Below are 14,691 nucleotides of genomic sequence, written 5' to 3' on the forward strand. Positions count from 1 at the left end.
CCGTTAAGGGCTTGCAGCCATGACTTCTGAGACCATTTCCAGCACCGCCCCCGCCGCTCCCGCCTACAACCCGAGCGAAAAGCAAAAAGGCGCCAGCAAGACGTCGCGCATCCCGATCAAGATCATTCCGATCGAGCAAGTCGAGCGCCTGAAAAAGCCGGACTGGATCCGCGTGAAGGCCGCGTCGGCATCGACCCGTTTCTATGAAATCAAGGACATCCTGCGCGAAAACAAACTCGTCACGGTGTGCGAGGAAGCCAGCTGCCCGAACATCGGCGAGTGCTTCGGCAAGGGCACGGCCACCTTCATGATCATGGGCGACAAGTGCACGCGCCGCTGCCCGTTCTGCGACGTCGGCCACGGCCGTCCGGATCCGCTGGACAAGGAAGAGCCGGCCAACTTGTCGAAAACCATCGCCAAGCTGCGTTTGAACTACGTCGTCATCACCTCCGTCGACCGCGATGACTTGCGCGACGGCGGCGCCGGCCATTTCGTCGAGTGCATCCAGCAAACGCGCGCCCTGTCTCCGAACACCCGCATCGAAGTGCTGGTGCCGGACTTCCGCGGCCGCCTGGAAAAAGCGTTGCTGTTGTTCAAGGATGGCTTGCCTGACGTCATGAACCACAACCTGGAAACGGCGCCGCGCCTGTACAAGGAAGCGCGTCCCGGTTCCGATTACATGCACTCGCTGAAGCTGCTGAAAGACTTCAAGGCCATGTATCCGGACGTGAAAACCAAATCCGGCATCATGGTGGGCCTGGGCGAGACGGACGAGGAAATCCTGCAAGTCATGCGCGACATGCGCGAGCACGACATCGACATGCTGACCATCGGCCAGTACCTGGCGCCATCGAACAGCCACTTGCCCGTGCGCCGCTACGTGCACCCGGACGTCTTCAAGATGTTCGAGGAAGAAGCGTACAAGATGGGCTTCACCCACGCCGCCGTCGGCGCCATGGTGCGCAGCTCGTACCACGCGGATGAACAGGCGCACAGCGCCGGCGTGGAATCGGCGCTGAATTTCTAAGCACTTGAGTTGTATCAAAAACCGTCCGCTTCAGCCGGGCGGTTTTTTTTTGCCTGTTCGTATCGTGCCCACCTCATGCGGCTGAGCGTCCTATACTGGCATGCTGAAAAAGCATGGTTGACGGATAAGCTATGAGGTGACGCATGGACGTACGCATCGACGCATCGTGGAAGGCGCGGCTGGAGGGCGAGTTTGCCCAGCCTTACTGGGAACGCCTGGCCGCCTTCGTGAAGCAAGAGTATGCGGCGGGGCCGTGTTTTCCGCCGGGTAAAACGATCTTCCGCGCGTTCGACCTGACGCCGTTCGAGCAAGTCAAGGTCGTGATCCTGGGGCAAGATCCGTATCACACGCCCGGTGCGGCCATGGGGCTGTGCTTCTCGATTCCCGATGGCACGCCGCCGCAGCCTAGCCTGCAAAATATCTTCAAGGAATTGCACAGCGACGTGGGCGTGGCGCGCACGCGCACGGATTTGTCTGACTGGGCCGAGCAAGGCGTATTCCTGCTCAACAGCGTGCTGACGGTGCGCGCGGGGGCGGCCGGTTCGCACGCGGGCAAAGGGTGGGAGAAATTGACGGACAGCGCCATCCGCTACCTGTCCGCCGAGCGCGAGCATCTCGTGTTCATCCTGTGGGGCGGCTATGCGCAAGCCAAGCGCACCTTGATCGATCCCGGCAAACACCTGGTGCTGGCGGCGCCGCATCCCTCGCCATTGTCGGCCAGCAAAGGTTTCTTTGGCAGCAAGCCGTTCAGCCAGGCCAACGCCTATTTGCAGGCGCATGGCCAGGAAGGCATCGCCTGGGGATAACTCCTTAGTTGACGGCAACCGACAGCGGCAGGCGTTGCTCCCTGCCGCTGTCTTCGCGCGTAACGGTTAAAAGCTGGTTGAGAGGCCGGCATAGATGCTGCGGCGGGCGCCGTACTGCGGCGCTCCCACGCCCACGCCGGAACCGTCGCGCAGCAGATACGATTTGTCGAACAGGTTGATCAGGGCCAAACGTCCTTCCACCTTGCCGACCGGCGTGTTTTTCCACGTATGCGTGAGCGCCGTGTTGACGGTGAAGTAACTTGGTAAATGGCCGGAATTCGGCGCGCCACCGTCCGGGGTCATGCGCAGGCCGCTGCCGTAGAGGAAGTCAGCGCTTACTTGCGAATCGCCAAAGTGATAGTGTCCACCACCCGACAAGGTGTATTTCTGGTCATGATCGAGGTAGACATAGTGTTGGCTGATGTAGTTCAACTCATCGGCGCCAAACAGGGCCTGGCCCGAATTGATGTTGCGCCCCTGCGCCTTTTGCGTGCTGGCGTTGAGGAACAGGCCCCAGTTTTTCTCGCTGTAGATGGCCGATAACTCCAGGCCCTTGGCGTAGCCATCCGCATAGTTGAATGGCGTCAAAATCAATGCCTGGCCGAACTGGCCTTCGTCGAGCAGGTTGTTGATCTTTTTATAGTACACATCGGCCGTCACGGTCAGTTTCGAATTGACCTGGTGGCTGATGCCCACATCGTAGTAATGCGTGCGTTCGGCCTTGACGTTGTCCGACTGGCCGATTTCCGGCGCATTTGTCGTGTTCGCATACAGGTCGATGCTGCCCTGGGCCGCCAGTTCCTGCGGCGGCGGCGTGAAGTAGCGCGAATAGCCGGCGTGCAGGGCCGTGCCCGGCGCCAGCTGATACGCCAGGTTGACGCGCGGGCTCCATTGCTGTTCGCTCGTGTAGGCCGAGACCTTGTCGAAGCGGGCGCCATAGTTCAGGGTCAGCGGCTTGCTGATATGCCATTCATCTTGCAAGTAAAAGCTGGCCAGGGTGCCCGTTTTGCCGCTGTTGTCCAGCACCGTGATCGGTGTGGTGGACGTTTGCGCGCCGTCGATTGCCGGAAAGACGGCCACCGTGTTGTCGCTCGTCGTCTTCTGGCGCGTGTAGGCCAGGCCCGCGCGCACGGTATGGTCCTGGTGCAATTTGTAGCTGATGTCGAACTGGGCACCGGAAGCGCTGTTCGCGCGGCGCGAGTCCGAGGCCACGCCGTTGTAGATCAGGTCGCCGATGGCATCGGGCGTGAAGTGCAGTTCCGAATACTGGTGGAAGGCCGAGACCTGGTAATTGACGTCGCCCAGGCTTTTTTGCAGCGACAGCACGAGGAAGCGGTTCACTTCGCGCTGGTTTTCATTGAGCTGCGACGACGGTAACGTGGACGTGCCCGCCTGTGCATCGTTGTGGCCATCGAGCGAGAAGGCCGGCGCCTGGTTCGGGTTGTTCGGGATCTGGAAGCGGCCGTTATACGTGCCGAACATGGCGCCCAGGCGCGTATTGTCATCGAGGAAATATGACAGGCTGCCGAACGATTTGTTCTGGCGCGTCTTGTCGTGCAGGGCGCTGCGCGTGTCTTGCGGGTTTTCCACGCCCAGGGAGTTACCGAGGTAGCTGCCGGACAGGTAGTAATTGAACTTGCCGACGCTGCCGAAAAATTCAGCACTCGGCTCCACGTGATCGTGGCTGCCGACCATGATGCCGATGCGCCCACCTGGTGTCATGCCGCCCTCTTTCGTTTCAATATCGACAATACCTGCCGTGCGCAGGCCGAACTGGGCCGGCAAGGCGCCCGTCATGAAATCCGTCTTGTCGATCAAGCGCGTGTCGATCGACTGGCCAAAGCCGGTGATGCTTTCCGGCAGTTGCACGCCATTGATGCGGTATTGCACGTTCGCATGGTCGTCGCGCACGTGCAGGGCGCCCGAACCTTTCGAATCCTGCGACACGCCCGGCAGGCGCAGCAGCACTTCATTGAATGGCGTGTTGTCGCCCTGGCCCAGCATGTCGACCATATGGCTGTCGATGCTGTAGATGGTGGTGCCGACTTTCGGCGACAGCTCGATGCGCGCGCTTTTCAGGTGGGCAGAGGTGACTTCGACCTTTTGCATGTCTTGCGGGGCAGCATCGGTATTGGCCTCGGCAGGCTCGGCGGCGTGGGCGGAAACGGTAAACAGGCTGGCAAGGGCGAGCGACAGCGCGCTCAGACGGGGAGTGTGTTGCATGATGAACCTCAAAATAGTCAACGCCAGGCGGCCCGGCGCGCATGAACGCGCGACTAGGGGCAGCCTGAAAAAGGAAAAACAGCGTGGGAACTACAGTGAGGCGGCAGGCGGGCCGCGCACGGGCGGCAGGATCAGGGCGGCGACGGGCGCCAGGGTGGCGGGCGCGATGGCCAGCAAGCGGTACGGCAATAACTGGGCGGGCGGCTCGGCGATGGCCGGCGGTACGGCAATGTCGGCCACCTTGTCGATGGCCGTGGCGCACAGCGCGCACTCTTCCGCATCAAAGGTGGTCTTGTGCAGGTGCGAGGCGGCCGTCGACAGCAGGAACACGAGGGCCAGCGCACTGAACAGCGCCACGCACAGCCGCCACGGCGTGCGCGCGAGGGCGGCGGCACCGTGATGAGCAAGCTTGCGGGTGGGCTGGCGGGAAGACATGGGCGCATAGTAGCAAGAAAATCGCCCCGTTGTCAGCGCTTGTTGCGTGATTTGCGCTAGAGGGAGCTACAGGGTGGCGCGCAGTGCGCGCGGCGACAGGCCGTAGTGCTGGCGGAAACGGGCCGCGAAGCGCGATGGCGAGGCGTAGCCGCAGGCGGCCGCGATGTCGCCGATGGGTAAGATGCCAGATTGCAATTCCTGCAAGGCCAGTCCCAGCCGTACGTCTTCGAGAATGGCGCGGAAGTGGCGTTGTTCCAGGGCCAGTTGGCGGCGCAGGGTGGACGCGCCCAAGTGCAGATGGCTGGCGACTTTGGCCACGCTCCAGTCGGCGCCCGGGTCCAGCAGCAGCACTTGCTGCACGCGCGCAGCCAGCGGATCGCGGCGGTCCAGCAACAGCGGGCCGCAATGGCCGCCCAGTGCCAGGGCCAGCAGCAAGCCTTCCGCCTGGTGCGCCAGCAGCGCGGGCGGTGTGTTACTCGCCAGGCTGGCCATCAGCTGGTCCCAGGCCTGCGCCGCGTGGGCATCGAGCGGCACGCACAGGCTGGCCGTGGCCGCCTGGCGCAGCTGGGTATCGACGAGGCTGCCATGGCGCGCGCGGAAACGGGCGATCAGGGCCGGTGAAAAGCTCAGCACTTCAGCCCGGTAGCCTTGCGCGCCGGGCAGGTTGGCCACGCCCAGTTCCTGTCCTGCCGGCATCAGCACCACGTCGTGCGTGCCGGCGCGGGCCTGGCGAGCGCCCCATTCCAGCAGCTTCGTTCCCTGCCGCACGCGGCACAGGGCGCTCTGGAAGACGGGCACGCGGCGCAGGGTTTGTGCGCGGCGCGCCTCGATGGTGCCGTGGGCGATGCGCAGCTCGCTCAGGGCCACCGCGTCGATCTCATCGGCCATACAGTCCCGTCAGCTGCGCCTTGCCCAGCGCGTTGGCGTTGAGCATGTAGCCGAGCATGGCGCCGCTGGCGTGCTGGTCCAGCGGCAACTTGTCCACGCTCAATGCCCACACGGTGATCTGGTAACGGTGCGCCTTGTCGCCCGGTGGCGGGCAGGCGCCGCCGTAGGCGCTGTCGCCGTAATCGTTGCGTCCTTGCATGGCGCCCGCCGGCAGGGTGCTGGTCGTGGCGCCGCCTGGCAAGGAAGTGGTGCTGGCAGGCACATTGAACACGCTCCAGTGCCACCAGCCGCTGCCCGTGGGCGCGTCCGGGTCGTACAGGGTGACGGCGTAGCTTTTGGTGCCGGCCGGCGCACCGTGCCACGACAATTGCGGCGACAGGCTGCCGCCCGTGCAGCCGAAGCCCTGGAATACTTGCGCCGGCGCCAGGGTCTGGCCCGGCGCGATGTCGGTGCTGGTGACGGTAAAGTCGGCGGCGTGGGCGCCCAGGTGCAAAGCGAGACCCAGCGTGATGGCAAGCAGGCGGGAGGTGGTCATGGTTTTCCTTTCGATGAAGTATAGGGGAAAGTGTATGCCGTGCAACAGTTACCCGCGATGCCGATGCGCTCGATGATGGTGCCAAAACGCTCGTTTCCACCTGATTTCAATGTTCCCATGAGCGTGTTGTTGCGTTTGCCGTTTCCTGCCTGCGCATGATTTTCAGTGCGGAGCTTTCATGCTATCGTTCTGCAGCCCAAATTTCCCCGAGTCGCCTCCCCATGTCCAAACGCCCGATCAAGTGGTTGTTCGCCAAGCTGCACCTGTATGTGGGCCTGTGGTTCGGCGCCCTGTTCGTCCTGCTGGGCTTGACGGGTTCCGCCATCGCCTGGATGCCGGAGCTCGACGCATACCTGAATCCGACCCTGTTGCAGGCGAGCACGCCCGCGCCCGGCCAGGTGTTCCAGGTGACGCCGCGCACGGTGCAAGCGGTGGTCGATGGGCTCGCGGCCGACCCCGCTTACGGCAAGCCGGCCCAGCTCAATCCGCCCGCCGATGCGCGCGACGTGTACGTGGCCTCGTACCGGCAAGCCGGCAAACCGTCGCCTTTCAGCCAGGCCATCGTGCGCCAGGTGATGGTCGACCCCTACACCTTGCAAGTCAAAGGCGAGCGCGACTGGGGGCGTTTCGGCCTCACGCGCCCGCTGCTGATGTCGGGCATGTTTCATCTGCACCGTTATTTATTGTCGGGCGAAGTGGGTAAAACCATTACGGGTATCTCGGGCGTGATGTTGCTGCTGATGGCCTTGAGCGGCATCTATCTGTGGTGGCCGCGCCTGCAGTGGACGGCGATCAAGCGCGCGCTGACGGTGTCGCATGGCGGTTCCTGGCCCCGCTTCAACTACACGTTTCACAAGGCGGCCGGCTTTTTTGCCGCACCCGTGCTGGCCGTACTGGCCTTTTCCGGCATTTATTTCAATTTGCCGCAATTGGTCGTGCCGCTGGTGGAGCTCGTCTCGACGGCGCCGGACAAGGCCAAACTGAAAAATCTGCGGCAGGATGGCGACCTGCTCGATGCGGGCCAGGCCATGGCCGCCGCGCAACAGCTGTATCCGCAGGCGCGCGTGTCGCGCATCGTGCTGCCGGCCAAGAAGGACCAGCCGTATGACGTGCGCGTGCGCCAGCCTGGCGAAATCGCCGAGGGCGACGGCGCCACGCGCATCACTGTGGACGCGCGCAGCGGCTTGCCCCTGCGCATACGCGATCCCTTGCGGGCGCCGGCCGGAGACGTTTTCCTGGGCTGGCAATTCCCCCTGCACTCGGGCCAGGCCTTTGGCGTGGCCGGGCGCGGTTTTATTACCGCTTTCGGCCTGATGCCGCTGCTGTTCCTGCTGACGGGGACATTGGTATGGTGGAAACGGCGGCGCGGCCGGAAATAAGCGGTCGCCAGACCGTGGCCGGGAAAGTTGCTATCATCATAGTATTTTCCGGCGTATCCCGGACTCACCCGCACAAGGACCAGCATGAGCAATCCCGAGATCACCGTAGCAATGTTGAATGAACGCGGCACGGGCCGCCTGCCCGGCCACCTGGGCATCGTCATCACGGAAGTGGGCGACGGCCAGTTGACGGCGGAATTGCCCGTGCTGCCGCATTTGCTGGCGCCGAACGGCTACCTGCACGCGGGCAGCGTGGTGACCCTGGCCGACACGGCTTCCGGCTATGGCTGCATCGTCAACCTGCCTGAAGGCGCCAGCAATTTCACGACCATCGAATTGAAATCGAACCACCTGGGCACGGCCCGCGAAGGCACGCTCACCTGCACGGCCAAGGTCGAGCACAAGGGCCGCAACACGCAAGTGTGGGATGCCGTGGTGAAAAGCAAGGAAACGGGCAAGACGATTGCCTTGTTCCGCTGCACGCAGATGATTTTATATCCCAAATAAACCGACACCCTAAATCAACTGCTGGGGTCAGACCCGGCGGGGGAATTTGTCCCAATGGGGCAAATTCCGATCCCGAAGGGACTGACCCCGGATTTTTGCCTTCGGGTTAGATTTTCACCCAGTTACCCTTGTACAAGATTGGTCCCGTCGGCCCATTCGGATCCGGCGAACCGCCTTTCGGCTCCAAGGTGACGGCCAGCAGGGCCACGTCGTTGCCGATGGCGCGCTGGGACAAGGCCAGTTTCACGTTGCCCTTGTCGGCCAATAAACCCAGGGAGCGCGGGTTACCGCTCTTCGGCACAGCCCACAGTTCCAGATCCTTATCGCTCGGCACGGGTGCGTTGCCCACCATGCGCACCTCGAGCGCGCCGTGGCGGCTGTCGGCCGTCAACAGCAGGGCCGTTTGCGCTTTCTCGTCCGTCAGGCTGGCCACATAGCTGATCTGCGGCGCATCCATCACGCGCGTGGCCACGACGATGACCAGCAGCGCTGCGATGGCGCTCGAGGCCATGCCCAGCGAACGCCAGAACGACAGGGAATCGCGGAACAAGGACCAGCCGCCCTGCGGCTTCAGGTGCAGGCGCTGCTCGATCTGCTGCCATACGCGCTTGGGCGGCGCCACGGGCGTGGCAAATTCGGCCATCGGTTCCAGGCGCTGGCGCCATTCGGCCGTGATATTGCGCAAGTCGGCGTCGTTGTGCAGCCAGCCTTCGAAACGCCGCCGCGCGCCGCCTTTCAAGGTGCCGAGCACGTATTCGGACGCCAGTTTCTGACGCAGCACGTCATTGCCGCGGATATTCATGATGCCTCCCGTTTCGCCAGACACGTGCGCAGCCGTTCCAGGCTGCGGCGTATCCAGGTCTTCACGGTGCCGATCGGCAGCGACATCTGCTGCGCCACTTCGCTGTGCGACAGGTCGTGATAGAACGCCAGGGCGACCACCTGCCGGTGCAGCCCTTCCAGGGCGGACATGCAAAACGCCAGCGCCTTGGCGTCACCGCTCAGTTGCAGTGATTCGATCGGCGTGGCTTGGGGGTCTCGGAGTGCGTTCATGACTTCGCTATCAAACTGTTCGGCATCGATTTCCACGGTATCGTCGCTGCGCCGCAGCACATCGAACGCCTTGTTGCGCACGATGGTGGCCATCCAGGTCATCGGCGCCGCCAGATGGCTTTGATACGTGGCGGCGTTGTTCCAGATGGCGACGAAACCCTCTTGCAAGGCTTCTTCTGCGAGCTCTTGCTTATGCAATATACGCAGCGCGAAGCCAAACAGTTTCGATGAGGTGGAGTTATATAGCTGGCGGAACGCGGTGGCGTCCTTGTTGCCGGTGGCAAACAGCCAGGTTTTTAGTTGCTGCGGGTCGAGCGATTGAGCGGCTAGGGGCACGGCTGGCCTTCACAAGGTGAGTGGGATCACGCCTGGGAAGGTTATAACAGGTTGATAACACTTGGCAACAAGGTTTTGTGCGGTGCCGAGCCTTAGCCGGCGATGGCCGTTTCCAGCAGCTTGTGCAGTTCCGCGAATTCCGGCTTGCCCACGTAGCGCTTGAGGATCTTGCCCTGCTTGTCGAGCACGAAGGTGGTGGGCGTGAGGGCCACGTCGCCATAGGCCTTGGCCGCCTCGCCCGTCACGTCGAGCGCCACCTTGAACGGCAGCTGGCGCGTTTCGGCGAAGTTCAGCACGTAGTTGGCCGGATCGTATTTCATGGCCACGGCCACGAATTCCAGTCCCTGCCCCTTGTACTTGTTGTAGGTGTCGACCATGTCCGGCATTTCCGCCACGCAGGTGGTGCACGAGGTGGCCCAGAAATTGACCATCACGACCTTGCCGCGCAGGCTGGCCGACGTGATTTTCTCGCCATGAATGCCGTGGAAGGTCACGTCCGGCGCGCTTTGCTTGTCATTGAGCGACAGATAAGCGGCGGCGGCCACGCCCGCCACGAAGACGGCGATCAGGGCTGGCTTGACCCAGGACTTGCTTGCGGATGGCGAAGTTGACATGGTTTTTACTTGAAAAGCGCGGCGATGCGGCCATTATAGCCATATCGCCGCATCAAAGCCGTAGGTCAAACGGAGGAGGCGTTTATTGCTGCGCCGTGTCGCCAGTGCTGGTGGTGCGTGCTGGCGCCGGATCGGGCTGCAACTGCTTCAGTTCCGATTCCGAAATGTAGTCGAACAGCTTGACTACTTTCTGCACGCCGCCCACGCCGCGCGCCACGTCGGCCGCGACCGTGCCTTCGCGCTGGGTGACCCGGCCCATCAGGAAGACGGTGGCGTTTTCCGTGACGACCTTGAACGAGGCGGCCGAGATGGTTTTCATGTCGACCAGGCTGGCCTTGACCTTGGTGGTGATCAGCGCGTCGTTCGAGCGCGAGGTGTAGCTGGCCGGACCGGCGATGATCAATTCATTGGCCACCGATTCCACGCCTTCGATATTGCGCACTTCGCGCTCGACGGCATTTTTCATCGCGTCGTCGCGCACTTCGCCCGTCAGCAGTACGCGGCGGTTGAAGCTGGTGACGTTCACATGGCCCACGTCGCCGGTGATCGAGGGGATGCGCGACTCGCCTTTGACGGCGATCGACTTGTCTTCGGTCTGGGCGCCCAGGGTGCGGCGGTCCGCTGCGGCAACGCCGCCCATCACCGCGCCGCCGACCATCAATTCGATGCAGCCGGTGAGCGAAGTGAGCATGGCGCCGCACAGCAGTGCGGTGGCCAATGGGCGTTGTACGCGTTTCCAGCCTGGGCCAGTACCGAATTTAGTCATTCACGTCTCCTCCGAATAGCGCGACGTCGATGCCGTCGCAGATGCAATGTATGGTGGTCAGGTGGACTTCCTGGATGCGCGCCGTGCGCTCGGCCGGCACGCAGATATGCACGTCGGCGTCCGTCAGCATCTTGCCGATGGCGCCGCCGTCCTTGCCCGTCAGCGCCACGACGCGCATTTCGCGCTCGAGCGCCGCTTCCACGGCGGCCATCACGTTGGCCGAATTGCCCGACGTGGAAATGGCCAGCAAGATATCGCCGGCCTGGCCGAAGGCCTGCACCTGCTTCGAGAAGATCTCGCGGTAGCTGTAGTCGTTGGCTACGGCCGTCAGGATCGACGTATCCGTCGTCAGCGCCAGGGCCGGCAGCGGAAAGCGCTCGCGTTCGAAGCGCCCGACCAGCTCGGCTGCGAAATGCTGGCAGTCGGCGGCGGAACCGCCGTTGCCGCAGGCGAGAATCTTGTTGCCGTTGGACAATGCATAAAACATCAGGTCGATCGCCTGCGCAATGGGTTGCGCCAGTACGGTGGCGGCCTGGATTTTGAGTTCGGCACTTTCGTGGAAGTGCGAGAGGATGCGTTGATTATTCATAGTCTGCCGATTATAGTGCAGGCGCGCGGCATGGCGGACAAGCACTGTTAAAAATGCTTACATATCGAGGATGTTCTTCAGCCAGCTGATGCGCCCGCCATCGATGGCCAGCGCGTCAAAACGGCACGGCGGCACGGTTTTTTGCCGCAGCAGCCAGGTTTGCGCGGCCACCACCATGCGCCGCTGCTTGGCTGGCGTGATGCTGGCCAGGGCGCCGCCGAAGGCTGCACTGCTGCGTAGCCGCACTTCGACGAAGACGACCGATGCGCCATCGCGCATGATCAGGTCCAGCTCGCCACCCTTGCACAGATAGTTGCGCTCCAGCAGCACCAGGCCTTGCAACAGCAGATACGCGAGCGCATCGTCCTCCCCTTGCCGTCCCCGTGCCTGTTTATTCTGGAAAGGCAGGGGTGGCATGGCGTGTCCTTATTGGGCCGGCGGCACGGCGACAGGCGCCGGCGCGGCCGGTGGCCAGGTGCCCAGCACGCCTTGCTGATAGGTGGCGGCCTGTTCCGTGCGTTCGAATATGCTTTGCTCATTCTCGAAGCGCACGGCCAGGCGGCCCGTCACGCCATCAAGGGTAAATGGCGCGTTCGGCCGCAGCGCCACTTCGCGCGCCACGCGGAAGGCATCGATGCCCAGCGCGTACAGGCGTTCCATGTCGGCCGTCAGGCGGGCGTCGGCCGGTTGTGGCGGCTGCGGATACACCATGACTTGCGGATGCTCGCGCTGCACTTGCCATGGCAGGTCCAGCAGGCGCGCGCCGTCGAGCTCGGGGCCGCTGGCGCCGCGCCCGGCGCCGGGATTCAAGGACGAGGTGCCATACAGGGGCAGATCGCTGCCGATGGCCACGCGCAACTGGCGCGCCTGGTCGGCGTCGAGTGCGGCAAACAGCAGGCCCGGTGGCGTGGCGGCCAGGCGCGCGCGCAGTTGTACCAGCTCGGCATCGCTCAGGTAGCCATTCGTGGCCGTCAAGTCCATCGTCTCGATCTTGCCGCCCTGGCGCAGCCATTCCTGCTTGAAGGCGGCGCTGATGCGGCGCTGCGAGGGCGAACCGGCCGACAGGACCAGCGCGCTGGCGCCCGGCTGTTCGCTGGCGGCCCAGGCGGCGACCTGGCGTGCTTCCGCCTCGATCGACAAGCCCATCACCAGCAGCTTGGCCGGCAGGCGCGCCTCGCCGCGGTTGTCGGGGTGGTTCAGGGCGATCGTTGGCTTGCGTACCAGGTCGCTGTTGGCCACGGCCGTGACGGCCGAGCGCGACAAAGGCCCGACGACGATGTCCTGTTCTTCCTGTGCTTGCGCAAACTTGTTCAGCACGTCGCTGCTGCCGTCGCCCGTGTCGATCACCGTCACTTCAAAGCCGCTGCGGTCGCGCTCATACGCGGCCATGAAACCGGCGCGCAGCAGTTCGGCGGCCGGGCCCAGGGAAGCGGAGCGCAGCGGCAGCAGCAGGCCGATGTGGTGGACCTTGCCGTCGGATGGCGCCGGCGCCGTGGCGGCCGGCATGTCCTGCGGCGTGCCGGTGGCCGGCTTGGTGGTGATGGGCGCCAGCGGCGCGCCATTGCCGTCGTAGGCGGTAATATCGGGTACGGCCACGGCAAACGTCACCGGTTCGGGTGCGGGCGGCTTGGGCGGCACGGGCGGTGGCAGCGGCTTCGGTGGCGGCAGCGCCCTTGTGTTAGATTCAATAGGCGCGCACAATTGCCCGGGCGCGTCGCAAGGCGTGCTGCAAGCGCTCAGCATGCCGGTCGCGGCACAAACAAGCAGTAACTTCACACTATTAGCAAGCATTTAACCTCCAAAATGACCGTACAAGAAATCAGTTCCATCGCCAGCCTGCCCATCATGACAGAGGCGGCGCACCAGGTCTATCCTATCGCAACATTGTATATAGTGGCCACGCCGATCGGCAATGTGACCGATATCAGCCTGCGCGCGCTGCATCTGCTGAGCCTTGCCGACGCCGTCGCCTGTGAAGATACGCGCAACACGGCGCACCTGCTGACGCGCTTTGGCTTGAACAAGCCCCTGATTGCGGCGCATCAACATAACGAGCGCGAAGTGGCGCAAACCCTGATCGCCCGCCTGCACGCCGGCGAGCGCATCGCCCTCGTTTCCGACGCCGGCACGCCCGCCGTGTCCGACCCCGGTGCGCGCATCGTCGACGCCGTGCGCGCGGCCGGCTTGCGCGTGCTGCCCCTGCCCGGCCCGTCGGCGGCAATCACCGCCATTTCCGCCAGCGGCCTGTTGAACGACCAGTTCTACTTTGTCGGCTTCCTGCCCGCGAAAGCCAAGCAGCGCGAAAACATGCTGCACAGCCTGCGCGGCGTGACGGCCACCATGGTGTTCTATGAGGCGCCGCACCGCATCCTCGATTGCGCCACGGCCCTGGTGGAAGCGTTCGAACCGACGCGCCAGGTGGTGTTCGCGCGCGAATTGACGAAGCTGTTCGAGGAAATCCACCGCTGCCCCCTGTCCGAGGCGGAAGCGTGGATACGTGCCGACGCGCACCGCGAAAAGGGAGAATTCGTCGTCCTGCTCGAAGGCGCGACGCAAGCGCAGGACGCGGAAGACGTGGAAGCGGAGCGCATCCTCAATATCCTGCTGGCCGAATGCAGCGTCAAGCAGGCAGCGAATCTGACGGCGCAGATCACGGGCCGCAAGAAGAATGCCCTGTATGAGCGGGCGTTGCAGTTGAAGGGGCAGGAATAAAGTGACCGCAAAATACCCAGATTGGGTATGTTGTCAGGCTCACCACTTGCAGCCGCTATCCTTCTTGTCGAGCAACATCAACACGGGCGCCAGCAAGCCTGCACCTGAGTAGGCGGTGCGGCAATCGCCGCGCTTGCCCTGCGCGATGTCGCGCGCCAGCTGGGTTTCCGTTTGCAGCGGCTTGTCGGGGATTTGCCCCACGGCCGTACCCACCTTGGATGGATCGCGCTCGCCGGCCATCTTGCGCGCCGTTTTCCTGGCCGCTTCCATGTCGAACTTTGGCGTTTCCGGCGTTTCTTGCCTGACGGTATCGGGACTGGCCGCCGGCGTGGCCGGTGATGCCGGCACGACCGTGATGGCTTGCTGGCTCGATGTTGGCGCCGTGGCCGCCGCCGGCGTTTCCCGGGCCGTGGCGAGTTTCGGCTTGCTGATGGGTTTTGGTTCCCGCTTCGGCTTGACGACTTCGACGGGCGGCGGGGGCGGCTTGGCGGCCAGCGGACGTATCCACACGGCGATCGACTCCACGCGCGGGGCCGTGTCCGGTGGCGCGGCCGGCTGCACATGGCGCCACAGAGTGATCAATGCGCCATGCAACAGCAAGGACACGGCGATGCCCAGCACGATGCCGCGGCGGCTCGGCATGGGCTGGCCGCCGCCGCTTCTTTCTATCCTGAACTCCATTGCCGTCGTCGCCTTCATGTCTGATCGGGAAAACTTGCCAAGCCAGTGTCGCATATTTCCGGCATGTTGAAAAATACATGCATCCCAGTACCGCGCGTAAATAATTTACACAGAGTTTCACCTGACCCTTGACCGAAGTC

General features: G+C 63.5%; 17 protein-coding genes. 5 read left to right on the forward strand and 12 right to left on the reverse strand.

Features of this window, described 5'->3' with window-relative positions; genetic code table 11:
* Window positions 1–19: 19 nt before the first annotated feature.
* Both lipA and KO538_RS14175 read left to right on the forward strand, forming a co-directional pair.
* Entirely contained in the window at window positions 20–1,027 is a 1,008-nt protein-coding gene (lipA, locus tag KO538_RS14170) for a lipoyl synthase (protein ID WP_034752483.1), read from the forward strand.
* A gap of 143 nt (window positions 1,028–1,170) precedes the next feature.
* Complete coding sequence (locus KO538_RS14175) at window positions 1,171–1,833, forward strand: uracil-DNA glycosylase (RefSeq protein ID WP_219328648.1); 663 nt, start codon at window positions 1,171–1,173, stop codon at window positions 1,831–1,833.
* Window positions 1,834–1,899: 66 nt separating this feature from the next.
* Here KO538_RS14175 and KO538_RS14180 read toward each other — a convergent pair whose 3' ends face one another.
* The 4 genes from KO538_RS14180 to KO538_RS14195 form a co-directional block, all read right to left on the reverse strand.
* Entirely contained in the window at window positions 1,900–4,056 is a 2,157-nt protein-coding gene (locus KO538_RS14180; protein WP_219328649.1) for a TonB-dependent receptor, read from the reverse strand.
* 90 nt (window positions 4,057–4,146) lie between these two features.
* Window positions 4,147–4,491 carry a hypothetical protein gene (locus tag KO538_RS14185; RefSeq protein WP_034752474.1) on the reverse strand — a complete coding sequence of 115 codons (345 nt, stop codon included), beginning with the start codon at window positions 4,489–4,491 and terminating at the stop codon, window positions 4,147–4,149.
* Between the two features lie 66 nt (window positions 4,492–4,557).
* Window positions 4,558–5,379 carry a helix-turn-helix transcriptional regulator gene (locus KO538_RS14190; RefSeq protein WP_219328650.1) on the reverse strand — a complete coding sequence of 274 codons (822 nt, stop codon included), beginning with the start codon at window positions 5,377–5,379 and terminating at the stop codon, window positions 4,558–4,560.
* Window positions 5,369–5,914 carry a YbhB/YbcL family Raf kinase inhibitor-like protein gene (locus tag KO538_RS14195; RefSeq protein WP_219328651.1) on the reverse strand — a complete coding sequence of 182 codons (546 nt, stop codon included), beginning with the start codon at window positions 5,912–5,914 and terminating at the stop codon, window positions 5,369–5,371. Before KO538_RS14195 ends, KO538_RS14190 begins: the two co-directional genes overlap by 11 nt.
* Window positions 5,915–6,135: 221 nt before the next feature.
* Here KO538_RS14195 and KO538_RS14200 point away from each other — a divergent pair, with 221 nt between their 5' ends.
* Together KO538_RS14200 and KO538_RS14205 are read left to right on the forward strand one after the other, a co-directional pair.
* Window positions 6,136–7,293, forward strand: a complete 1,158-nt coding sequence (locus KO538_RS14200) for a PepSY domain-containing protein (RefSeq protein ID WP_219328652.1) — start codon at window positions 6,136–6,138, stop codon at window positions 7,291–7,293.
* 84 nt (window positions 7,294–7,377) lie between these two features.
* The gene (locus KO538_RS14205) at window positions 7,378–7,800 is read left to right on the forward strand and encodes a PaaI family thioesterase (protein WP_034782761.1); all 423 of its coding nucleotides are present in this window, start codon (window positions 7,378–7,380) and stop codon (window positions 7,798–7,800) included.
* 106 nt (window positions 7,801–7,906) lie between these two features.
* Here the strand turns inward: KO538_RS14205 and KO538_RS14210 are convergent, their stop codons facing one another.
* The 7 genes from KO538_RS14210 to KO538_RS14240 form a co-directional block, all read right to left on the reverse strand.
* A complete protein-coding gene (locus KO538_RS14210; protein ID WP_219328653.1) occupies window positions 7,907–8,602 on the reverse strand; it encodes an anti-sigma factor domain-containing protein in 696 nt (231 codons plus the stop codon).
* Complete coding sequence (locus KO538_RS14215) at window positions 8,599–9,189, reverse strand: sigma-70 family RNA polymerase sigma factor (RefSeq protein ID WP_072456165.1); 591 nt, start codon at window positions 9,187–9,189, stop codon at window positions 8,599–8,601. Before KO538_RS14215 ends, KO538_RS14210 begins: the two co-directional genes overlap by 4 nt.
* A gap of 92 nt (window positions 9,190–9,281) precedes the next feature.
* On the reverse strand, window positions 9,282–9,803 hold the full coding sequence (locus KO538_RS14220; RefSeq protein ID WP_034752467.1) for a peroxiredoxin: 522 nt from the start codon (window positions 9,801–9,803) through the stop codon (window positions 9,282–9,284).
* 82 nt (window positions 9,804–9,885) lie between these two features.
* Window positions 9,886–10,569: a BON domain-containing protein gene (locus tag KO538_RS14225; RefSeq protein ID WP_219328654.1), complete on the reverse strand. Its 684-nt coding sequence runs from the start codon at window positions 10,567–10,569 to the stop codon at window positions 9,886–9,888.
* On the reverse strand, window positions 10,562–11,158 hold the full coding sequence (locus tag KO538_RS14230) for a phosphoheptose isomerase (protein WP_034752465.1): 597 nt from the start codon (window positions 11,156–11,158) through the stop codon (window positions 10,562–10,564). The genes KO538_RS14225 and KO538_RS14230 overlap by 8 nt, the downstream gene beginning before the upstream one ends.
* Window positions 11,159–11,215: 57 nt before the next feature.
* The gene (locus tag KO538_RS14235; RefSeq protein WP_099403908.1) at window positions 11,216–11,575 is read right to left on the reverse strand and encodes a YraN family protein; all 360 of its coding nucleotides are present in this window, start codon (window positions 11,573–11,575) and stop codon (window positions 11,216–11,218) included.
* A gap of 9 nt (window positions 11,576–11,584) precedes the next feature.
* Window positions 11,585–12,796, reverse strand: a complete 1,212-nt coding sequence (locus tag KO538_RS14240; RefSeq protein ID WP_219328655.1) for a penicillin-binding protein activator — start codon at window positions 12,794–12,796, stop codon at window positions 11,585–11,587.
* A gap of 165 nt (window positions 12,797–12,961) precedes the next feature.
* On the opposite strand from KO538_RS14240, the gene rsmI reads away from it, so the two are divergent.
* Window positions 12,962–13,870, forward strand: coding sequence for a 16S rRNA (cytidine(1402)-2'-O)-methyltransferase (gene rsmI, locus KO538_RS14245; RefSeq protein ID WP_070303149.1), 909 nt, complete (start codon window positions 12,962–12,964; stop codon window positions 13,868–13,870).
* Between the two features lie 39 nt (window positions 13,871–13,909).
* Here the strand turns inward: rsmI and KO538_RS14250 are convergent, their stop codons facing one another.
* Entirely contained in the window at window positions 13,910–14,512 is a 603-nt protein-coding gene (locus KO538_RS14250; RefSeq protein WP_219328656.1) for a hypothetical protein, read from the reverse strand.
* Window positions 14,513–14,691: the final 179 nt, after the last annotated feature.

Source organism: Janthinobacterium sp. NKUCC08_JDC, assembly GCF_019345575.1.
GTDB lineage: Bacteria > Pseudomonadota > Gammaproteobacteria > Burkholderiales > Burkholderiaceae_D > Janthinobacterium > Janthinobacterium aestuarii.